Origin of the sequence: Nocardia flavorosea NBRC 108225 (genome assembly GCF_001613385.1) — a bacterium.
GTDB lineage: Bacteria > Actinomycetota > Actinomycetes > Mycobacteriales > Mycobacteriaceae > Nocardia > Nocardia flavorosea.
This window is the reverse complement of the sequence record NZ_BDCG01000009.1, coordinates 213,845-234,231: the sequence shown is the minus strand read 5'-3', so window position 1 is coordinate 234,231 and position 20,387 is coordinate 213,845. Positions and strand designations below refer to the sequence as shown.

The window sequence follows — 20,387 nt, the reverse complement described above, 5'->3', positions numbered from 1 at the left end:
TGCCGACCGGGTGCCGACCGGGTGCCGACCGGGTGCCGACCATTGATCGGCCGTAGCGGTGCTGTGGTCCCGTTCACCTGGGTGTTCAGTGCTTTCCAGCGCCTTTGTGTGCTGAGGCGAAGCTGCCTTCAGCCCGGTATACCCGGCGCCGCGGTGCTGTGGTCCTGGGTGGACAGGCCGAATCTCAGGGCTGTGGACGGCGTGGACAGGCCGGACCTCGGCCGGTTCGTTCCGATGGCGGCAGTGACCGGCAGCTCCTCCGTGTCGTTCGTTCGGTCGAGACCGGTACTCGGGAGCGCGGGCCCGGGTCGGCGTGGCAGGTGCCGATCCGGTTCCGTGGCGACGGAAGCCCTGTGGTTGCCGAGTCGGTACGGGGCCGCTACTCCGCGTTGAGGAGCGGGGTGGGAGGCCTCGTAGGCTGGTTCCGTGGAGAACTCTTCCGAGACTGCGGTCGGGCGGGGCGCCGGGAGCGCCGAGGCCGCGCCGACACCGGGATCCGAGTCGGCTGTGGGAGATGACGGCGGGCCGGAGCGGTCGGGATCCGCCTTCTGGCGTGCCTTTCGCGGGCGGATCGCCGGGCGGCCCACGCTCGAGCTGGTCTACCGGATCGGGGTGGCCGTGGTCGGTACGGTGGTGTTCGTCGTCGGGGTGATCACCATTCCGTTCCCCGGGCCCGGATGGGCCCTGGTCTTCGCCGGTATCGGCATCCTCGCCACCGAATTCGCGGTGGCGCGGCACGCGCTGGTCTGGTTGCGGGACAAATACCGGCGCGGTATGGCCTGGTATATCTCCCGCGGGCCGCTGATGCAGGTACTGGCATTCCTGGCGACCTGCGCGGTGGTCGTGGCCACGCTGTGGCTACTCGGTACGTTCGGATTGGTCGGCGGCTGGATCGGGGTCGAATGGCAGTGGCTGCACAGTCCGCTGATGTCGTGAAAGCGGCGCCGGGGCAGATGCTGGCGGACGAAGCGTGGCTGGCGGCCCGGATCGCCGACCTCAACGCGTCCTGGCGTACCGATTCGATGCGGGTGGGCGCCACGCTGTGGTGGTGTATGACTGCCTCGGCGCTGGTCGAACCGGTGGTACGGGCACTTGTTCGGAATATGCCGATCGCGCCGCCCACGCTGGACCGCCTGGAACTGTCGTTACGCCCCGACGGCACAGTCGGGAAGGCGCGAATCCTCGATGCCGATGCCGATGCCGATGCCGATGCCGATGCCGATGCCGATGCCGATGCCGATGCCGATGCCGATGCCGATGCCGATGCCGATGCCGATGCCGATGCCGATGCGGTGCGCTCGAAGCATCGGCGCACCGCTGGCATCCGCACTCCGCGTAGCCGCCCGGCCGGCGATGACAGAGCGGCGGCAGGGAGCAGCGACGCCCCTGACCCCGGAGCGAGCACGGCGACGGTACCCGCCGCCCCGCCGTGCGACACGGCGGAGCAGACCAGGGGGTGCGATCCGGTATCGCCGGAATCCGGTGACATTCCAGGGGCACTGCGCGCCACTGTCGCCACAGTGATCGATCGGCTCGCCGCTGTCTCCGGAGTGCGGGCGCCGGCGCTGTGGGCCGTCGTCACCGATGTCGTCGCCAGCTGGGCGGTCGACGCGCGGGCACCCGAGATCGGACAGTGGCTGGCCGCCGAACTCGGGCCCGCCCTGCCTGCGCCGCGGTTCGTCGACGTCGCGGGCCGGACTTTCGTGCGCCGCGCGTCGTGCTGTCTCGTCTACGAGGCCCCGAGCTGCGAAAAATGCGTCAGCTGCCCCAAACGCCCGCCCGCCGAACGTGCAGCCCTGCTCGCGGACTACGCCCGGCGCCCCTGACGCCGAACAGCGGGCTCTCGGCACCGGGCCACGCTCCTGCCACGGACTGTGGACACCGGGCCATGCTCCTGACACAGAACGGTGCACGGCGGACCTGCGACGATGCGCTGACTCCGGTCGCGCCGGTGTTGCCCGCCGATCGTCCTTGTGTACCTCGCCGTCGACCGACCTGCGGCAGGCGCCGGCAACCGTCGGCCCGTCGACGACGACATCGCCGACCGGCTCCTCCTTTCTCGAGTCGCGGAGGTCTGCGAACGTTTCGGGGTGACGCTGGGCGCCCTGCACCCGCAACGAGCGTTGCGCCGTAGGTTCGGGGGGCGTGTGCGGATGAAGCCGGGGGTCCGCCGACCAGGGCTGACGTCGGGCCGGCGGGTCCGGGTCGCCTCACCGGGTTCGCTCGCCGGTCGCTGAACGCGGCGGGGCGCGGCGACTCGTCGGAGACCTGGCCACCACGTAGTCCCTCGCGGCTTACCTTTCCCTGGCCGCACGGCGCCGGGCCGGCGGGACCGTGGTCGCTGAGAGTCGGTTGTCATACGGCGAACACGCGCGGCCGTCGTCGCGCCCGTGCTGCGGACCGCCGACCGCGCCTCGCGTCACTCGTCGAGTTGCGGAAGGTCCCAGAACGTCCTGGGCCGTTGGGCGCCCGGCATCGCAACGAGAGCTGCGACATAGATGAGGGGCGTGTGGGCGAAGCTGGGGTCCCGAGCCCATGGCACCGGGATACGGCCGCCGACGACAAGGACCCACTGCGAATATCGCGACAGTGCGGGGGCCGTGGCGGGTGTCGCGCCCGGTCCATCGACACGCGTCCTGGTGTGTCCCGATAGCATGGTCGCGGCCGGGCACTGCCCGGCTGCCGATCGATGGACGAGCCGTCACCGCACCGGGGTAGCCGGGAATGGCGGTCCGTCCGAAGCCGAGCGAGCCGGAGCCGATCCGGCCGCGGAAACCCGAGGAGAGCGCCACCGTGACCACCACAGCCCCCCGCAGCCCAGTCACCCCCGTCCGGGTGCCGGCCGGGACTACGGCGGGCGCCGCGGTTCGCGAGGCGGGTTTGCCGACCAAGGGCCCGGAGACCGTGGTGGTCGTCCGGGACGCCGCGGGTGATCTGAAGGATCTGTCCTGGGCTCCGGAACTCGACACCGAGGTAGTCCCGGTCGCCGCGAACACCGAGGACGGCCGCAGTGTGATCCGGCATTCGGCCGCGCATGTGCTCGCCCAGGCAGTGCAGCAGGAGTTCCCCGAGGCGGTGCTGGGCATCGGACCGCCCATCAAGGACGGCTTCTACTACGACTTCCGCGTCGACCGTCCCTTCACTCCCGAGGATCTGGCGAAGCTGGAGACCCGGATGAAGAAGATCGTCAAAGGTGCGCAGCGCTTCTCCCGGCGCGTGGTCGAGGTGGATCAGGCGCGTATCGAACTGGCGAAGGAGCCGTTCAAACTCGAACTGATCGGGGACAAGTCCGGGATCGACGATCCGGAGATCATGGAGGTCGGCGGTAACGAGCTGACCATCTACGACAATCTCGACCCGCGCAGCGGTGAACGCATCTGGGGCGATCTGTGCCGCGGTCCGCATATCCCCACCACCAAGTTCATTCCGGCCTTCAAACTGACCCGTAGTTCCGCCGCCTACTGGCGCGGCGACCAGAACCGCGAAGGCCTGCAGCGCATCTACGGCACCGCCTGGGAATCGGCGGAGGCGCAGGACGAATATCTGACCTTGCTCGCCGAGGCCGAGAAACGCGATCACCGCAAACTCGGTGCGGAGCTGGATCTTTTTTCCTTCCCCGACGAATTGGGCTCGGGCCTGCCGGTGTTCCATCCGAAGGGCGGCATCATCCGCAAGGAGATGGAGGACTACTCGCGGCGGCAGCACGTCGAAGCGGGCTACGAGTTCGTCAACACTCCGCATATCACCAAGGCGCATCTGTTCGAGACCTCCAAGCACCTCGAGTGGTACGCCGAGGGCATGTACCCGCCCATGCATTTGGACGCCGAGCTGAACGAGGACGGCACCGTCCGGAAACCGGGCCAGGACTACTACCTCAAACCGATGAACTGCCCGATGCACAACTTGATCTACCGGTCGCGGGGCCGGTCGTATCGGGAACTGCCGCTGCGGTTGTTCGAATTCGGTTCGGTGTACCGGTACGAAAAGTCCGGTGTGGTGCACGGCCTGACCCGGGCCCGCGGCTTCACCCAGGACGATGCGCATATCTACTGCACCCAGGAACAGGTCGTCGAGGAACTGACCGGCACCCTGCGTTTCGTACTGGACCTGCTGAAGGCCTACGGCCTCGACGACTTCTATCTGGAACTGTCGACCAAGGACCCGGAGAAGTACGTCGGCTCCGACGAGCTGTGGGACGAGGCTACCGCGACGCTGCGCCAGGTCGGTGACGCCTCCGGGTTGGAACTCGTCCCGGATCCGGGCGGCGCGGCGTTCTACGGTCCGAAGATCTCGGTGCAGACCCGGGACGCGCTGGGCCGCAACTGGCAGATGTCGACCATCCAGCTCGACTTCTTCGAACCCGGCCTGTTCGACCTCGAATACACCGCCTCCGACGGCACCAAGAAACAACCGGTGATGATCCACCGCGCACTGTTCGGGTCGATCGAACGCTTCTTCGGCGTACTCACCGAGCACTACGCGGGTGCGTTCCCGGCCTGGCTGGCGCCGGTGCAGGTGGTCGGCATCCCGGTCGCCGATACCTTCGTCGAACATCTCGACGGCGTGGTCGCGCAGCTGCGGTCGGCCGGTGTCCGCGCGGAGGTGGACCGCGGTGACGACCGGATGCAGAAAAAGATCTTCAACCACACCGCGCAGAAGGTGCCGTTCATGCTGCTGGCCGGCGCGCGGGATGTGGAAGCGGATGCGGTGAGCTTCCGGTTCCGCGACGGTACCCAGGTCAACGGTGTGCCGGTAGCCGATGCGGTACGACTGGTCGTGGACTGGGTGCATCGCCGGGACAACACCTCACCCACCGCGGAATCGGTACGTCCCCTGGTGGACGGTGCGGGCGGTGCGCCCGAGTGATACCGGGTCCGCCCGGGTGGGGAAAGGGTATGGATTATGAGTGAGCGCACGGTGCCGGACGGTCTGACCGGAGCGGAAACCGGTGCGGCCGAGCGGGCCGAGGAGATCGTGGACCGCGGTGCGGGCGAACCGGACCGGCTGCAGCGGTTGTGGACGCCCTACCGGATGTCCTACATCGCGGAGGCCGCCACTTCGGCGCCCAAGGGCGCGACCGGTCATCCCTTCACCGATATCCCCACGATGTCCGATGAGGACGGGTTGGTCGTGGCCCGCGGTGAGCAGGTGTATGCGGTGCTGAACCTGTACCCCTACAACCCGGGCCACATGATGGTGGTGCCCTATCGCCGGGTGGCGAATCTCGAGGATCTCACCGCCGCCGAGGCCGCGGAGCTGATGGAGTTCACCCAGCGCGCCATCCGGACGATGAAGAAGGTATCGCGGCCGCACGGTTTCAACGTCGGGCTCAACCTCGGCGCGGTCGCCGGCGGTTCGCTGGCCGACCACCTGCATCAGCACATCGTGCCCCGCTGGGGTGGGGACGCCAATTTCATCACCGTGATCGGTGGAGCGAAGGTCATGCCGCAATTGCTTCGCGAAACCCGGGCCTTGCTGGCCGCGGCCTGGGAGGAGGCGTAAATGGGCGAAAACCGTGTGTGCGCGCTCGTCGGAGCCGAGCGGGTGCGGGTGTCCCGTACGGCACGGCAGGAGGCGTAGATGGACAGCTGGGGGCGTAGATGCTGAGCATCTTCGGGCGGGCGACCTTCGCCAAGGCCACCGCGCCGCTGGGGAAAGCGCTGGTGAGTACCGGACTGACCCCGGACGCCGTCACTCTGATCGGTACCGCCGCGTCGATCGCGGCCGCTGTCACGCTGTTCCCCACCGGGCACCTGTTCTGGGGGACCATGGTGATCTGGCTGTTCGTCATGTTCGACATGCTCGACGGCGCGATGGCCCGGGCGCGTGGCGGCGGTACCCGCTACGGCGCCGTCCTCGACGCCACCTGCGATCGGGTGGCCGACGGCGCGATCTTCGGGGGTCTGGCCTGGTGGGCGGTGTACCACGAGCAGAGCAAACCGCTGTTCGTCGCCACCCTGGTGGTGCTGGTGACCTCGCAGGTCATCTCCTACGCCAAGGCGCGCGCTGAGGCCAGCGGCCTGTCCGCCGACGGCGGGCTCATCGAGCGGCCGGACCGGTTGGTGATCGTGCTCGTCGGGGCCGGACTGACCGGTATCGGCGGCTACTGGGGGATCGAATGGCTGACCTGGGCGGTACATGTGGCCATGTGGATTCTGGCCGTGCTCAGTATCGTCACCGTGGCCCAGCGGGTGCTGGCGGTGCGTAATTCGCCGGGTGCCCGCGAGATCCTGGGCGCATCGAATTCGGGAACGGAGCAACCGTCGTGAGCGGGTGGCGGGCGAATCTGAGTGACCGCGGGTATGCCGCCGGCTGGCGTCTGGTGCGGGCCCTGCCCGAATCCGTAGCGCGCACAGTGTTCGACCGCGGCGCCGATTTCGCGGCTCGTAACGGCGGGCCCGCGCAGTTGCGGCGCAATCTCGCCCGCGTGCTCGGGACCTCGCCCGAAGCGGTGCCCGGCGAACTCGTCCGGGCGAGTATGCGTTCCTATGCCCGGTACTGGCGGGAAGCGTTCCGGTTACCGGCCATGGATCACCGGGATCTGGTGGAATCCGGCCGGGTCGTCGTCGAGGGCCTCGAGCATCTCGATGCCGCGCTGGCCCGCGGCCGGGGTGTGGTGTTCGTCCTGCCGCATTCGGGGAACTGGGATATGGCCGGGACCTGGCTGGTGCAGAACTACGGAACCTTCACCACCGTCGCCGAACGGTTGAAACCGGAATCGTTGTTCGAGCGCTTCGTCGCCTACCGGGAAAGCCTCGGATTCGAGGTGTTCCCGCTGACCGGCGGCGAACAACCCCCGTTCGGCGCGCTGGCCGAACGACTCCGCGCGAACAAAGTGGTGTGCCTGATGGGGGAGCGCGACCTGACCGGGCGCGGGGTTCCGGTGACCTTCTTCGGCGAACGCACCTGGATGCCCGCGGGGGCAGCGAAACTCGCGATCGAAACCGGTGCCGCGCTGATGCCGGTGCACGTCTGGTTCACCGTCGACGACACCGGCCGCGAAGGCTGGATGGTGCGCACACAGGAACCACTCGATGTGTCCGGTGGCGTCGACGCCGCGACCCAGGCGCTGGCCGATTGTTTCGCCGCCGGTATTGCCGACCACCCTGCCGACTGGCATATGTTGCAGCCGCTGTGGGAGACGGATCTGTCCGAGGCGCGGCTGGACCGGATCGCCGCCGAACAGGCGCGGCGCGGTAGCAGGCCGGTCGGCTCCGGGGAAGATTTCGCCCGATGAAGATCGGCATGGTCTGCCCCTACTCGTTCGATGTTCCGGGGGGCGTCCAGGCGCATGTGGTGGAACTGGCGCAGGTTTTTGGGGAGCGCGGGCACAAGGTGAGCGTGCTGGCGCCCGCGTCGGACAGTACCGAGCTCCCCGAGTACGTGGTCTCGGCCGGACGTGCCGTCGCCATCCCGTACAACGGGTCGGTGGCCCGGTTGTCGTTCGGACCCACGGCATATACGCGGATCCGGAAGTGGATCGAGGGCAACGATTTCGATGTCCTGCACATCCACGAACCGAATGCGCCGAGCCTGTCCATGTTGGCGCTGAAGATCGCCGAGGGGCCGATCGTGGCCACCTTCCACACCTCCACCACGAAATCACTGATACTCGCCACGTTCCAGGGTGTGCTGCGGCCGTATCACGAGAAGATCAGCGGGCGGATCGCGGTTTCGGAGTTGGCCCGGCGCTGGCAGGTCGAGGCGCTCGGCTCGGATGCGGTGGAGATCCCCAACGGTGTCGATGTGCAGGCATTCAGCCGGGCGCCACTGCTTCCCGGTTATCCGCGGCCCGGGCGCACCGTCCTGTTTCTCGGTCGCTACGACGAACCTCGTAAGGGAATGCAGGTACTGCTGGGTGCACTACCGGCTCTGGTCGCTCGCCACCCCGATGTCGAGATCCTCGTGGTGGGCCGCGGTGACGAGGCCCGGCTGCGCCGGGAGGCCGGACCGCTGGCCCGGCATCTGCGCTTCCTCGGGCAGGTGACCGATACCGAAAAGGCTTCGGCCATGCGCAGCGCGGATGTCTACGTGGCGCCGAACCTGGGCGGGGAGAGTTTCGGCATCATCCTGATCGAGGCCATGGCCGCCGGAACCGCGGTGATCGCCAGCGAACTGGACGCCTTCCGGCGAGTCCTGCGCGACGGCGCGGCCGGAGTGCTGGTTCCGACCGGTGATTCCGGTGCGCTGGCCGGTGCGCTCGACGAACTGCTCACCGACGATTCCCGCCGGACGGATCTGGTACGCACCGCGACACAGGTGGTCGGGTCATACGACTGGCCGGTGGTGGCCGAACAGATCCTGCGGGTCTACGAAACCGTGGTGGTCGGCGATCTGCGAGTCCGGGTGGCCGAATGATCACCTTCTCCGCGACCACCGTCCTGGTTCTCGCGCTGGTCGCCGCGCTCGTCGTGGCGCTGGGAGTCTGGGCGTACTCCACGGCGAACCGCCTGGACCGCCTCCATGTACGCACCGACCTCGCCTGGCATGCGCTCGATGGGGCATTGGCGCGCCGGGCAGTGGTGGCGCGCGCGGTCGCGGTCTCGCTGTCCGGACCCGCCCCTTCCGACCCTGGCGCCGACCCGAAACCCGCCGAGCTCGCCCGCCGCCTGACCGTCCTCGCCGACCGGGCCGAACGCACCGGCCGCGACGACCGCGAAGCGGTGGAGAACCAGCTGGCCGTCACCCTGTCGGCTGTCGATATCGCGCGGCTCCCCCCGCAACAGGTGGCCGAACTCGCCGACGCCGAAGCCCGCGTGCTCATCGCCCGCCGGTTCCACAACGACGCCGTCCGCGACACCCTCGCGTTGCGCACCCGCCGGCCGGTGCGCTGGCTGCGCTTGGGCGGCACCGCGCCGATGCCCGCCTACTTCGAGATCGCGGAACGCGCCACACCCGCGGCCGCGACCGGCCTCGACGTGGACACCACCCGGGTCTCGGCGCGGGTCGCGATCCTGGACGAGCAGGACCGGATCCTGCTCATGCGTGGTCACGATCCGATGCTCCCGGAGGTGTCGTTCTGGTTCACCGTCGGCGGCGGGGTGGAACCGGGGGAGAGCCTGCGAGCGGCGGCGGTCCGCGAACTCCACGAGGAAACCGGCTATACGGCCGATCCGGCCGGTCTGCGCGGCCCCCTCTGGCGCAGGGTGGCGGTTTTCCCGTTCAACGGCGACCTGATCCGCTCCGAAGAACTGTTCTTCGCGCTGCGGGTGACCGAGTTCGCGCCCGAACCCGCCGACCTCACCTATGTCGAACAACGTTCGATCACCGGCAGCCGCTGGTGCGGACCTGCCGATATCCGTGCCCTGGATGCCGCCGGGGAAACGGTGTACCCCTACCACCTCGACGAGTTGCTCGCCGAGGCCTCCCGGGCAGCCGACGCGGATACCGATCCGGAAGTCCGCTCCATCCGATAGGTCCGGGCCCCATGCGCCGGGAGAACTGTGATGGGGTTCACTCGGCGTGATAACGTCAGCGCAGTTTGACGCGCCGAGGTTATGTCGATTCGGTGTGTGGAGGTGAAGAAGTGTCCTACATCCTGTTCGATTACCTGTTGCCGATTCTCGGACCCAGCGCCGCTGAGTACTGGGCGAAGCTGCTGGTGGTCAACCCGATCTGAGTCGGTTTTCATGCCCCGCCGGGCCGGTGCCGCACCGGTCCGGCGGTGTTTCATCCGGTCCAGTTCCCCGAGTGGTGCACATAACGCCAGGTCGCGATCAGTCCAGTGCGCGTGAACTGGATATGAAGGCCGTTTCGGGGCGCCCCTAGAATCGTGGTGTTCATCGACGATTTCCCTGCACCGGACACAGGAGCTGCCGTGACCACGCCCGAGACCGCCCAGACCACCGAAGCGACCCGCGAGGCCGGTACCGCCCGGGTGAAGCGCGGTATGGCCGAGATGCTCAAGGGTGGGGTGATCATGGATGTGGTCACCCCGGACCAGGCCAAGATCGCCGAGGATGCCGGTGCCGTCGCAGTGATGGCGCTCGAGCGGGTGCCCGCCGATATCCGCGCCCAGGGCGGGGTCTCCCGGATGAGTGATCCCGATATGATCGACGGGATCATCGAGGCTGTATCCATCCCGGTGATGGCCAAGGCCCGGATCGGGCATTTCGTCGAGGCGCAGGTCCTGCAGAGCCTCGGGGTCGATTACATCGACGAATCCGAGGTCCTCACCCCCGCCGATTACGCCAACCATATCGACAAATGGCAGTTCACGGTGCCGTTCGTCTGCGGTGCCACCAATCTCGGTGAAGCGCTGCGCCGGATCACCGAAGGTGCGGCGATGATCCGCTCCAAGGGTGAGGCCGGTACCGGCGATGTCTCCAATGCGACCACCCATATGCGTCAGATCCGCCAGCAGATCGCCCGGCTGGGCGCGCTGCCGGCCGACGAACTCTATGTCGCCGCCAAGGAACTGCAGGCGCCGTACGAACTGGTCCGCGAGGTCGCCGAAACCGGGAAGTTGCCGGTGGTGCTGTTCACCGCCGGCGGTATCGCCACCCCGGCCGATGCCGCGATGATGATGCAGCTCGGCGCCGAGGGTGTGTTCGTGGGTTCGGGCATCTTCAAATCCGGTAACCCCGAACAGCGTGCGAGCGCCATCGTGAAGGCCACCACTTTCTACGACGACCCCGATGTGCTGGCCAAGGTCTCCCGTGGTCTCGGTGAGGCGATGGTCGGCATCAATGTCGAGGACATCGCCCAGCCGCACCGGCTCGCCGAACGCGGCTGGTAGCGGGTCGTTCCACGCCTTTGCTCAGATTCTCCGGTGTGAGGGCGTGGTGCCTACTCGTTCTCTCGGCGATGCTCTTCATCGCCTTCGATCCGTGGGTGAGGCCGTCGCCGGCTCGTAACGCGGCAGCGGCCATGACCGCTTCGGTGCGCCACTGACCGCGATCGGCTCACGTATGGCGAGGTCCAGGTTTTCCTGTGTTCTTGCCGGACACGGCCTTGTCGAATCCGAAGGACGCCGGCGCCATCTCCGGCGCGCCCTCCTCGATGTCGGCCATGAACGCGGCTTCCGTGGGGTGGGAGTGCATCTACTGCCCTTCCGTAGCGTGCGTCTGCTCCGGGGTCGGCTCGGCAAGACCTAGGAGATACCTTAGGGCGGTAGGGTTTGGTCGCGTTTCTTGCGTCGGTACTCCGATCGACCGAAGCCTCGATTTCACGCGAGCGGAGCCGGCGAGTGGGGGTTGCGTCACTCAGCTGGAACTTGTGCGCAGGGCGGGACGGTCCGGGTGGTCCCACCGGACGAAATAGTCCGGAGCTTCGGGGTGCTCGCGGTCGTGGGCCAAGAGTGCGGGGACGGTCCATGCGTCCGCTGCCGGAGTGCTGCGGGTGAGGGCGGCCGGACTGAGGTCGAGCCGGACAGTGAGGTCGAAGGGGAGGCCGCGGCCCAGCAACATCGGGCCCGCCACGAACACGACGGTGCCGGGACGCGCACGGCGGCGGACCGCACGGGCGGATCTGTCGGCCGCTTCGTCCCACAGTGCGGGTAGCCACTGCCCCTCCGTGCGCAAGAGGTCGAGGACCTCACGGCGCAGCGCCGGATAGTCGAACCAGCCGGTGCGGTAGGCGATTTCGTCCCGGCCGAATTCCATGCGCAGCGAGGCGGGACGGACGAAATCGTGCAGCGAAACCGTTTCGGCGGTACCGCCCTCGGCGCGGAGGCGGCCGGCAGCCAGCCGGGCGAACACAAGTGGATGCGCGGCATCGGCGCCGTCGACAGCGACCAGTTGCCCGCCGGAATCGCGTAACCGCCGGGCGACCCGCTCGGCGAGCGCATCCTGGGTGATCGGGGTGAAACGCGGCATCGATTCATCACAGCAGGTCCGGCGGTTCGGCTGGTGACCGGGATTACCCGCCGGTGATCATGGGAAATAGGACTCTTCGGGCTAATCTCAGCGAATGGCGACTATCGAAGAGGCATTGGAGCTCGAACGCCTCGAACGCGATATCTTCCGCGGCGCGTTCCCCAAGACCCAGCTCCCCCGCACCTTCGGCGGGCAGGTGGCGGGTCAGGCGCTGGTCTCGGCGGTGCGCACGGTGGAGCCGCGGTTTCAGGTGCATTCGCTGCACGGCTACTTTCTCCGGCCCGGAAACCCGGAAGCACCCACGGTCTACATGGTGGACCGCATCCGGGACGGCCGTTCGTTCAGTACCCGCCGGGTCACCGGCGTCCAGGACGGGGACGCGATATTCACCATGTCCGCGTCCTTCCATATCGGTGACGAGGGGCCGTCGCACCAAGATGAGATGGCCGACGTGGCGCCGCCCGACGATCTGCCCGACGCCGAGACCTCCATGGACCCCGAACGGCTGTGGGCGATGCGGGAATGGGAGCACTGGGATATCCGGCCGGTCCCGCAGGAGCAGGTGACCCAGCGCCCCGGCGTGGTCTCGCCGCAGCAGGTGTGGTTCCGGTACCGGCATCCGCTGCCCGATGATCCGCTGTTCCACGTGTGCACCCTCGCCTATATGAGCGATATGACGCTGCTCGGTTCGTCGAAGGTCACCCATCCCGACGAACCCACGCAGAACGCCTCGCTGGATCACGCCATGTGGTTCCTGCGCCCCTTCCGCACCGATGATTGGTTGTTGTACGACCAGTCCTCGCCGTCGGCCGGATTCGGCCGGGCGCTGACCGGTGGGAAGATTTTCGATCGCAGTGGCCGGTTGGTCGCCGCAGTTGTCCAGGAGGGGCTTATCCGCACCCTGCGGAAGTGAGAACCCGGAACGAGTGAGGCAGCAGCCGCTCGTCCACGACTTTCCGGTTCGGTGCACGAACGAGCGGATCGATGGAGTCGTCACGCGTACCGCCCGGCGTGACCGCGCGCACATCGAGTGGCCTCGTAAGCTCGCTCAGGTGAACGATACTGCCGTTTCCCGGGACAGCCGGCCGGATAGCGATATCGTGGCGTCCACCGACCGGCCCACCATCGGTGTGCTGGCCCTGCAAGGGGATGTCCGCGAGCACGTCGCGGTGCTGGACCTGTGCGGTGCCGACCCGGTACTCGTACGCCGTCCGGCCGAGCTCGCCGCGGTCGACGCGCTGGTACTGCCCGGCGGCGAATCGACCACGATCAGCAAACTGCTGCAGGTGTTCGACCTCCTCGAACCACTGCGGAAACGGCTGCGCGACGGTATGCCGGCGTTCGGGTCGTGTGCCGGCATGATCCTGCTGGCCGATGAGGTACTGGACACCCGCCCCGATGCCCGGCACCTGTCCGGTATCGATATGACCGTGCGTCGCAACGCTTTCGGCCGGCAGGTCGATTCCTTCGAAACCGACCTCGAGTTCGCCGGGGTGGACGGTGGGCCGATGCGGGCGGTGTTCATCCGGGCGCCGTGGGTGGAACGGGCCGGTGACGGGGTCGAAGTGCTGGCCCGGGTGCCCGGTGGACCTGCCGCCGGCCGGATCGTGGCGGTACGCCAGGGCGCTGTGCTGGCCACCTCGTTCCATCCCGAGGTCACCGGCGACCATCGCGTGCACCGGTTGTTCGTCGATCTGGTTCGCGACCGCTGAGCTGCTCACCGGCCGCCGTGCGAGTAGGGTGACGGAATTGTCCGCCCGGCCAGCCGGTAGCGTGAACGAGCAGACCAGCCATCGACCTGAAGGAAGTAGGGAATGAGCGGCCACTCCAAATGGGCCACCACCAAGCACAAAAAGGCGGCGATCGATGCGAAGCGCGGCAAGCTGTTCGCCAAGCTGATCAAGAACATCGAGGTGGCGGCCCGCACCGGTGGCGGCGATCCAGAAGGCAACCCGACGCTGTTCGATGCCATCCAGAAGGCGAAGAAATCCTCGGTTCCCAACGACAACATCGAACGGGCCCGCAAACGCGGCGGCGGTGAGGAAGCCGGCGGCGCCGACTGGCAGACCATCATGTACGAGGGTTACGGCCCCAACGGTGTCGCGGTCCTGATCGAATGCCTCACCGACAACCGTAACCGGGCGGCGGGCGAGGTCCGGGTGGCGATGACCCGCAACGGCGGCAATATGGCCGATCCGGGTTCGGTGGCGTATCTGTTCCACCGCAAGGGCCTCGTCACGCTGGAAAAGAACGGTCTCTCCGAGGACGATGTCCTGATGGCGGTGCTCGACGCCGGTGCCGAAGAGGTCAACGATCTCGGTGATTCGTTCGAGATCATCAGCGAGCCCGGCGATCTGATCGCGGTGCGTTCGGCCCTGCAGTCGGCCGGTATCGACTACGACTCCGCCGAATCCGGCTTCCAGCCGTCGGTGAGCGTCGCGGTGGACGTGGAAGGTGCCCGCAAGGTGTTCAAACTGGTCGACGCGCTCGAGGACAGCGACGACGTCCAGAACGTGTACACCAATGTCGATGTCTCCGACGAGGTCCTCGCCGAACTGGACGACTGATACGGGCCGAACCGGATTCGCCTCGGCTTATGCCCCCTCGGGTTCACTGCGGTGGAGCGAGTCCGGTGCGGCTGTCCGAAGCCGCTCGGGGCCGGGCCGCGGCCGTGATCCGAGGGCTTTCCGGCCTATCTCCTCGGCAGCCGGTCGAATATTGTCGCCGCCCGCGATCCTCGTGCTCGCCCGCCGGGCGGCCCGGACCGCTTCTCGCTTCCGGTGGTCCGTGGTGCCGGCCGACGTTTCGCGCGTGCATGCTTTCTGCGTAGTCCAGGCAGGGGTGGTGTGCCGAGCGGGCGGTGTTGCGCACACTCCGGGCGGGAACAGATGGTCCGGTCATGCAGGGTTCGCGTTCACGTAGTAGTCCCGCATGGCGGGGTAGTAGTCGCCGAAGTCGGGACGTTCCGCGCCGATGAGTGCGCTGCCGAGCATATCCAGGTAGTACTCCCAGCCGGGACCGGCCTCGCCGGCGATCTCCGGCGCGGTCAGATGGTGGGTGAACACCAGTTCCGTCTGCCCGTCGCGTTCGGTCAGCGCCGCCTCGAGATGCCAGCTGCCGTGCTCGTCGACCGTGCGCAGGGAGAGATGGTGCGGTGGAGTACAGGCGTCGATCGTGAAGTCGGCCCAGGGTTGTTCTTCTTCGTAGGCCAGCTGGACCTGAATCGTCCGGCCCGGCCCCGCTTCGCCTTTCCACGGTCCGAACCAGCGGGCGGTGCGGTCGGATTCGGTGATACTGGCCCACACATCGGCGATGGGGGCGCGGTAGGTGCGGGTGAGGATCAGGTCTTGTCCGTCCGGTGTTTTCTCCAGGCGTCCGCTCGGTCGGAGGGTCATGCGGAATTCTCCTTGTTCTCGGGGATGTCGGGTTCTGCGATCTGCCGACCGGGCTTTTCTTGTTCGGCGCGGTGTTCCCGGCGGGTCCGGTAGACCTCGGTGGTCAGCGCATCCAGGCGGTGTTCCCAGCCGGTGGGCCGGTCGAGTGTGTCGATCCAGGAGCGCAGTTCACGCAGCGGTGCCGCGTCCAGGGCGTAGTACCGTTGCCGGCCCACCAGATCGTCGTGCACGAGTCCGCTGTCGCGGAGTACGCGCAGGTGGCGGCTGATCGCCGGGCGGCTTATCGGAAACTGTGCGGCGATCGCGCCGGCCGTGAGCCGAGTGCCGCACAGCATCGTCAAGATTTCGCGCCGGATCGGGTCGGCGATTGCCGCGGCTGCGTTGTCCACGACAGAAGCGTAACCAACTGGTTACGTATCTGTCCAGGCTTTCGAGGTCTCGATCGGAGGAGAGCGCGTGTGCCGCAGCGATCTGAGACCGGCCCGGTTGCACAATGACGACATGGTGGCTGTGACGGTCGTACGCGGAGATATCACCGAACAGCAGGTCGACGCGGTGGTCAATGCGGCGAATTCCGAACTTCTCGGTGGCGGCGGCGTGGACGGCGCCATCCACCGCCGCGGCGGGCCCGCGATTCTCGCCGAATGCCGGCGACTGCGGGCGACCGAGTACCCGCGCGGCCTGCCCACCGGACAGGCCGTGGCGACGACGGCCGGTGACCTCCCGGCGCGCTGGGTCATCCACACCGTCGGCCCGGTGTGGTCGGTCCGCGGGGACCGTGCGGCCCGGCTGGCACCGCTGCTGGCATCGTGCTACCGCGAATCGCTGCGGGTCGCCGAGGAACTGGGAGCCCGCAGTGTGGCGTTTCCGGCGATCTCCACCGGCGCCTACCGCTGGCCCATGGACGACGCGGCGCGCATCGCGGTCGGCACCGTCCGGGAGGAGAGCCCTGCCGCGATCGAGGAAGTGCGGTTCGTGCTTTTCGACGCCGCCGCATACGACGCCTTCTCCGGTCGGTTGGCACTCTGATCACACAGCCGGCGCTCTGATCACACCGGCTCCGGTGGTATCTGCCGGTGTGTGGAAGCGCGATGGCGGTGCCGAACCGCCGGTGGCCGAGCCACACTGTTGCGTCGCAGACCCGCACGGCCTCCGACTCGGGCCGGACCGGCAGGACGCGTATCGATGGGAGTCCCCACCTCCTCGTCGGCAGATCGAGGCCGGCCGGTCGATGCCCGTCCGGCGCGGTCTCGGCGAGGCCACCGGATACGTCCGGGGTGGCGTCGTGCGCTGATACGAGCGGTGCCGGATGCTCTGGTTGACTTCGGTGAGATTGCCGGACGCGCAGAAACCGTCCGCGCCGGTGGTGCGGTTCTCGATCGACACCGTCGTGGGTGCGCTGGACGATGAGTCGGCGGCGAGGGGTGTTGCCGACGGTGATTCCCTCGTGCCGGCCTGTGGCGGTGATGCGTGATCACCGAACGCGGGACAGGATCGTGCGGCGTCTGCACCGCGGCCGCGGTCCGTGTCACTGTCGTCCGGAACTCCCGCGCTGCACTAGACTTCGAACAACTGTTCGTTCTGGGAAAGGTTGTGCGGGTGCGGGTGATGGGCGTCGACCCCGGGCTCACCCGGTGCGGGATCAGCATGGTCGAAGGGGGAGCGGGTCGCACCGTGCGCGCCCTCGCCGTGGATGTGGTGCGGACCCCGGCCGAACTGGACCTGGCCCGGCGCCTGCTGCGCATCGCGGACGCCGCCGAGGACTGGATGCGAACCCACCGGCCGGAAGTGGTGGCAATCGAACGGGTTTTCGCCCAGCACAATGTGCGCACCGCCATGGGCACCGCCCAGGCGGGCGGGGTGATCGCGCTGGCGGCCGCGCGCCGCGATATCCCGGTGATGTTCCATACTCCCAGTGAGGTGAAGGCCGCCGTGACCGGTCACGGCGGGGCGGACAAGAAGCAGGTGACCGCCATGGTCACCCGGATCCTCGGGCTCGCCGAGCCGCCGAAGCCCGCCGATGCCGCCGACGCGCTGGCGCTCGCCATCTGCCATTGCTGGCGGGCGCCGCTGATCGAGCGGATGGCGGCTGCCGAGGCGCAGGCCGAACGGGCCCGCCGGCGGTACACCCAACGATTGGAACAGCAGCGGAAGGCGGTGCGCGGATGATCGCGTCCATTCGCGGCGAGGTCGTCGAACTCGCCCTCGACCACGTGGTGCTCGAAACCGCAGGGGTGGGATACCAGCTCAATGCCACTCCGGCCACGCTGGCCGGGCTCACCCGCGGCGAAGAGGCCCGGCTGCACACCGCGTTGATCGTGCGCGAGGATTCGATGACCCTCTACGGGTTCGCCGATACCGAGGCCCGCGATCTTTTCGGACTCCTGCAGACCGTATCCGGAGTGGGTCCGCGCCTGGCCATGGCAGTCCTGGCAGTCCTCGAGCCCGAAACCTTGCGTAAGGCGCTGGCCGCCGGCGATATCGCGGCGCTCACCCGGGTGCCCGGAATCGGGAAGCGCGGAGCCGAGCGGATGGTTGTGGAGTTGCGGGACAAGGTGAATCTGGTGCCGGTCCCGGCGGATTCACCGGGCATCGCGCCGGTCCCGGTCCGCACCCCGGTGCGCGAACAGGTGGTGGAGGCTCTGATCGGCCTCGGCTTCCCGGTGAAACACGCCGAGCCGGCGATAGACGCGGTCCTCGCCGAACAACCGGACGCGGACAATTCGACGGCCCTGCGTGCCGCGCTCGGGATGCTGGCATGATCGCGCCGGGCCCCGCGCAGACGGGGAAACGCCACCGCGGACGGTCCCCGGGATTGCCCGAGGGATACGACGCGAGAGCGCGGGGCACGGCGGAGGAAGCGCAGCGTCGTCATCGAGGCCTTCCGCTTACGACCGATCTGCACGGCGAGAACCTTTAGGCGGTCATGGATTACGACAACTCCCCGGGAGCGGAGGATTCTCCGGTCAGCGCCGGCTACCTGCCCTCGGACGGTGATATCGACACGGGACTGCGGCCGACCTCGCTGGACGGTTTCATCGGCCAGCCGCGGGTGCGGGAACAACTGTCGCTGGTACTGCGCGGCGCCCGGGCGCGTGGCGGCACCCCGGACCATATCCTGCTGTCCGGCCCTCCCGGCCTCGGTAAGACAAGCCTGGCCATGATCATCGCGGGCGAACTCGGCACCGCGTTGCGGATCACCTCCGGCCCGGCGCTGGAGCGGGCCGGAGATCTGGCCGCCATGCTCAGCAATCTGGTGGCCGGGGATGTCCTGTTCATCGACGAGATCCACCGGATGGCGCGGCCGGCGGAGGAGATGCTGTATCTGGCGATGGAGGATTTCCGGGTCGACGTGGTGGTCGGCAAAGGTCCCGGAGCGACGTCCATACCGCTCGATATCGCGCCGTTCACCCTGGTCGGGGCCACCACCCGGTCCGGTGCGCTGACCGGGCCGCTGCGCGACCGATTCGGGTTCACCGGGCATATGGATTTCTACGAACCGGACGAACTGCTGCTCATCGTGCAGCGGTCCGCACAGATTCTCGGGGTGGATATCGACCCCGACGCCGCGGCGGAGATCGCCGGGCGGTCCCGCGGTACACCGCGTATCGCCAACCGGCTGCTGCGCCGGGTCCGCGATTATGCCGAGGTGCGCGCCGACGGCTGGATCACCCTCGCGGTGGCCCGGTCCGCGCTGGAGGTCTACGACGTGGATGTGCTGGGCCTGGACCGTCTGGACCGGGCGGTGCTGAGTGCCCTGGTCCGCGGTTTCGGCGGGGGGCCTGTCGGGGTGTCCACGCTCGCGGTGGCGGTCGGGGAGGAGGCCGCCACGGTGGAGGAGGTGTGTGAACCGTTCCTCGTACGCGCCGGGATGGTGGCACGGACGCCGCGCGGCCGGGTCGCCACCGCGGCGGCCTGGTCTCATCTCGGGATGGTGCCCCCACCGGATCTCACGTTCGGCGCGCTCGAGGTCCGCGGCCGCGAACCCCAGCCCACGCTCGACCTCTTCGACCGGTAACCGCCGGTAGCAATCCGCCGATCGCCGCGACGGGTCGCCGGTACGTGGGGCACCGCCGGATACAGCGACGCCGCGGACGCGGCGGATACCGCGGGCGTGGTGCACGTGACGGCCGCCCACCGCGGCGCGGCTGCGTGCTCTGTCGATCGGCACCCGCTCGGCCTACACGTCGGACTCGCCGAATCCGGCGGACGGCACCGTTCGGCTATCGGACTCGGGCGGAGCCGGTGGCGCAGGGCAGATAATGACCGCCGGCCGATGCGGCGGTTCAGACTCCGAGTTCGGCCCGGACCCGTCGCAGGAAAGTATCCACCTCGTCGGGATCGTAACCGCGGTTCAGCCAGGCACCGCCCGGTCGGAGCCCGCTCCGGAGTCGTTCGGCGCTGAGGGTCGTCCGCCCGGCCAGCGCCGCGGCGATATGGTCGAGCAGATCGTCGACATCGTCGATCCGGTAGCCGCGGCGGCCCCACGGCGCGGTCGTGAACGTGATGTGGTGCACATCCTCGGGTGTCATGCCCCGATTATGGTCGTAACCGGTTGCCCGGCAGGCGGTTCGCCGGGATCGCGGTACCACTCACCGGATGGGGCGGCGACGGCCGGATACCACTTTTCCGGCGTGCGGGTGTGGCGCCCGGCCGGGGAACTGGCAGACTGTGTGCGTACCTGCCCCTCTCCCCACCAGATCAGGAACTGACTTCGACCATGGATTTCCTGTTTCCGCTCATACTGGTTGCGCTGCTCGTGCCGATGTTCCTCGGTATGCGCCGCCAGAAGAAAGAGGCCGACAAGGTCACCCAGATGCAGGACAGCCTGAAGGTCGGTGACCGTGTCACCACCACTTCCGGCCTGCTCGGGACCGTGGTCGAGGTCGACGACACCACCGTCGATCTGGAGATCGCCGAGGACGTCGTGACCACGTGGTTGCGGCTGGCGATCCGGGATGTGCGCAGCGATGACGATGCCACCGTGGCGGCCGATTCCGCGCCCGCGGTCGACTCCGCTGCGGCCGTCGCGGAGGAAACCCCGAAGCAGACCGAGACCCGGCTGACCAAGGACTGAATTCCACGGCCTGGCCACCGGACCGGATACCCGGGCGACCGGTGGCCTCGGCGTGTGCCCAGCCGATAGACGCGGGCGCGCCCGTATCGGCCGGCCGTT

At 68.2% G+C, this 20,387-nt stretch carries 22 protein-coding genes; 18 read left to right on the top strand and 4 right to left on the bottom strand.

Going from position 1 to position 20,387, the window contains the following annotated elements:
• Positions 1–426: 426 nt before the first annotated feature.
• The 9 genes from NFL01S_RS11270 to pdxS all read left to right on the top strand — a co-directional run bounded on the left by NFL01S_RS11270 (position 427) and on the right by pdxS (position 10,738).
• Positions 427–936, top strand: a complete 510-nt coding sequence (locus NFL01S_RS11270; protein WP_245670619.1) for a TIGR02611 family protein — start codon at positions 427–429, stop codon at positions 934–936.
• Positions 903–1,826, top strand: a complete 924-nt coding sequence (locus tag NFL01S_RS35345; protein ID WP_245670618.1) for a (2Fe-2S)-binding protein — start codon at positions 903–905, stop codon at positions 1,824–1,826. The genes NFL01S_RS11270 and NFL01S_RS35345 overlap by 34 nt, the downstream gene beginning before the upstream one ends.
• A gap of 967 nt (positions 1,827–2,793) precedes the next feature.
• Entirely contained in the window at positions 2,794–4,866 is a 2,073-nt protein-coding gene (gene thrS, locus NFL01S_RS11260) for a threonine--tRNA ligase (RefSeq protein WP_062974234.1), read from the top strand.
• A gap of 36 nt (positions 4,867–4,902) precedes the next feature.
• Complete coding sequence (locus tag NFL01S_RS11255; RefSeq protein ID WP_062974149.1) at positions 4,903–5,502, top strand: ATP adenylyltransferase; 600 nt, start codon at positions 4,903–4,905, stop codon at positions 5,500–5,502.
• Between the two features lie 98 nt (positions 5,503–5,600).
• A complete protein-coding gene (pgsA, locus tag NFL01S_RS11250; protein WP_033241556.1) occupies positions 5,601–6,269 on the top strand; it encodes a phosphatidylinositol phosphate synthase in 669 nt (222 codons plus the stop codon).
• Positions 6,266–7,237: a phosphatidylinositol mannoside acyltransferase gene (locus NFL01S_RS11245; RefSeq protein ID WP_062974147.1), complete on the top strand. Its 972-nt coding sequence runs from the start codon at positions 6,266–6,268 to the stop codon at positions 7,235–7,237. Before pgsA ends, NFL01S_RS11245 begins: the two co-directional genes overlap by 4 nt.
• Positions 7,234–8,358, top strand: coding sequence for a glycosyltransferase family 4 protein (locus tag NFL01S_RS11240; RefSeq protein WP_062974145.1), 1,125 nt, complete (start codon positions 7,234–7,236; stop codon positions 8,356–8,358). Before NFL01S_RS11245 ends, NFL01S_RS11240 begins: the two co-directional genes overlap by 4 nt.
• Complete coding sequence (locus NFL01S_RS11235; protein WP_062974232.1) at positions 8,358–9,416, top strand: NUDIX hydrolase; 1,059 nt, start codon at positions 8,358–8,360, stop codon at positions 9,414–9,416. The genes NFL01S_RS11240 and NFL01S_RS11235 overlap by 1 nt, the downstream gene beginning before the upstream one ends.
• A gap of 401 nt (positions 9,417–9,817) precedes the next feature.
• Positions 9,818–10,738: a pyridoxal 5'-phosphate synthase lyase subunit PdxS gene (pdxS, locus tag NFL01S_RS11230; RefSeq protein ID WP_033242294.1), complete on the top strand. Its 921-nt coding sequence runs from the start codon at positions 9,818–9,820 to the stop codon at positions 10,736–10,738.
• A 466-nt stretch (positions 10,739–11,204) separates the two neighbouring features.
• Here the strand turns inward: pdxS and NFL01S_RS11225 are convergent, their stop codons facing one another.
• Positions 11,205–11,816: a nucleoside/nucleotide kinase family protein gene (locus NFL01S_RS11225; protein ID WP_062974143.1), complete on the bottom strand. Its 612-nt coding sequence runs from the start codon at positions 11,814–11,816 to the stop codon at positions 11,205–11,207.
• A 94-nt stretch (positions 11,817–11,910) separates the two neighbouring features.
• On the opposite strand from NFL01S_RS11225, the gene NFL01S_RS11220 reads away from it, so the two are divergent.
• The 3 genes from NFL01S_RS11220 (at position 11,911) to NFL01S_RS11210 (ending at position 14,383) form a co-directional block, all read left to right on the top strand.
• Positions 11,911–12,729, top strand: coding sequence for an acyl-CoA thioesterase (locus NFL01S_RS11220; RefSeq protein WP_062974141.1), 819 nt, complete (start codon positions 11,911–11,913; stop codon positions 12,727–12,729).
• 187 nt (positions 12,730–12,916) lie between these two features.
• A complete protein-coding gene (gene pdxT / locus NFL01S_RS11215) occupies positions 12,917–13,528 on the top strand; it encodes a pyridoxal 5'-phosphate synthase glutaminase subunit PdxT (RefSeq protein ID WP_062974229.1) in 612 nt (203 codons plus the stop codon).
• A 102-nt stretch (positions 13,529–13,630) separates the two neighbouring features.
• Positions 13,631–14,383, top strand: a complete 753-nt coding sequence (locus NFL01S_RS11210) for a YebC/PmpR family DNA-binding transcriptional regulator (protein ID WP_062974139.1) — start codon at positions 13,631–13,633, stop codon at positions 14,381–14,383.
• 330 nt (positions 14,384–14,713) lie between these two features.
• Here NFL01S_RS11210 and NFL01S_RS11205 read toward each other — a convergent pair whose 3' ends face one another.
• Together NFL01S_RS11205 and NFL01S_RS11200 are read right to left on the bottom strand one after the other, a co-directional pair.
• The gene (locus NFL01S_RS11205) at positions 14,714–15,211 is read right to left on the bottom strand and encodes an SRPBCC family protein (protein ID WP_062974137.1); all 498 of its coding nucleotides are present in this window, start codon (positions 15,209–15,211) and stop codon (positions 14,714–14,716) included.
• Positions 15,208–15,600 carry a metalloregulator ArsR/SmtB family transcription factor gene (locus NFL01S_RS11200; protein ID WP_084492589.1) on the bottom strand — a complete coding sequence of 131 codons (393 nt, stop codon included), beginning with the start codon at positions 15,598–15,600 and terminating at the stop codon, positions 15,208–15,210. The genes NFL01S_RS11205 and NFL01S_RS11200 overlap by 4 nt, the downstream gene beginning before the upstream one ends.
• A gap of 112 nt (positions 15,601–15,712) precedes the next feature.
• Between NFL01S_RS11200 and NFL01S_RS11195 the strand changes: the two genes are divergently transcribed.
• The 5 genes from NFL01S_RS11195 to ruvB all read left to right on the top strand — a co-directional run bounded on the left by NFL01S_RS11195 (position 15,713) and on the right by ruvB (position 19,229).
• Entirely contained in the window at positions 15,713–16,240 is a 528-nt protein-coding gene (locus NFL01S_RS11195) for an O-acetyl-ADP-ribose deacetylase (RefSeq protein ID WP_062974225.1), read from the top strand.
• 298 nt (positions 16,241–16,538) lie between these two features.
• Positions 16,539–16,685 carry a hypothetical protein gene (locus NFL01S_RS35340; protein ID WP_168433986.1) on the top strand — a complete coding sequence of 49 codons (147 nt, stop codon included), beginning with the start codon at positions 16,539–16,541 and terminating at the stop codon, positions 16,683–16,685.
• A 125-nt stretch (positions 16,686–16,810) separates the two neighbouring features.
• Positions 16,811–17,380, top strand: a complete 570-nt coding sequence (gene ruvC / locus NFL01S_RS11190) for a crossover junction endodeoxyribonuclease RuvC (protein WP_062974223.1) — start codon at positions 16,811–16,813, stop codon at positions 17,378–17,380.
• Positions 17,377–17,973 carry a Holliday junction branch migration protein RuvA gene (gene ruvA / locus NFL01S_RS11185; RefSeq protein WP_062974135.1) on the top strand — a complete coding sequence of 199 codons (597 nt, stop codon included), beginning with the start codon at positions 17,377–17,379 and terminating at the stop codon, positions 17,971–17,973. The genes ruvC and ruvA overlap by 4 nt, the downstream gene beginning before the upstream one ends.
• A 164-nt stretch (positions 17,974–18,137) precedes the next feature.
• Positions 18,138–19,229 (top strand): Holliday junction branch migration DNA helicase RuvB, encoded by a 1,092-nt coding sequence (gene ruvB / locus NFL01S_RS11180; RefSeq protein ID WP_062974133.1) that lies wholly within the window; start codon positions 18,138–18,140, stop codon positions 19,227–19,229.
• A 268-nt stretch (positions 19,230–19,497) separates the two neighbouring features.
• Here ruvB and NFL01S_RS11175 read toward each other — a convergent pair whose 3' ends face one another.
• Positions 19,498–19,743, bottom strand: a complete 246-nt coding sequence (locus NFL01S_RS11175) for a DivIVA domain-containing protein (RefSeq protein WP_062974131.1) — start codon at positions 19,741–19,743, stop codon at positions 19,498–19,500.
• A gap of 188 nt (positions 19,744–19,931) precedes the next feature.
• On the opposite strand from NFL01S_RS11175, the gene yajC reads away from it, so the two are divergent.
• Positions 19,932–20,288 carry a preprotein translocase subunit YajC gene (gene yajC, locus NFL01S_RS11170; protein ID WP_062974129.1) on the top strand — a complete coding sequence of 119 codons (357 nt, stop codon included), beginning with the start codon at positions 19,932–19,934 and terminating at the stop codon, positions 20,286–20,288.
• Positions 20,289–20,387: the final 99 nt, after the last annotated feature.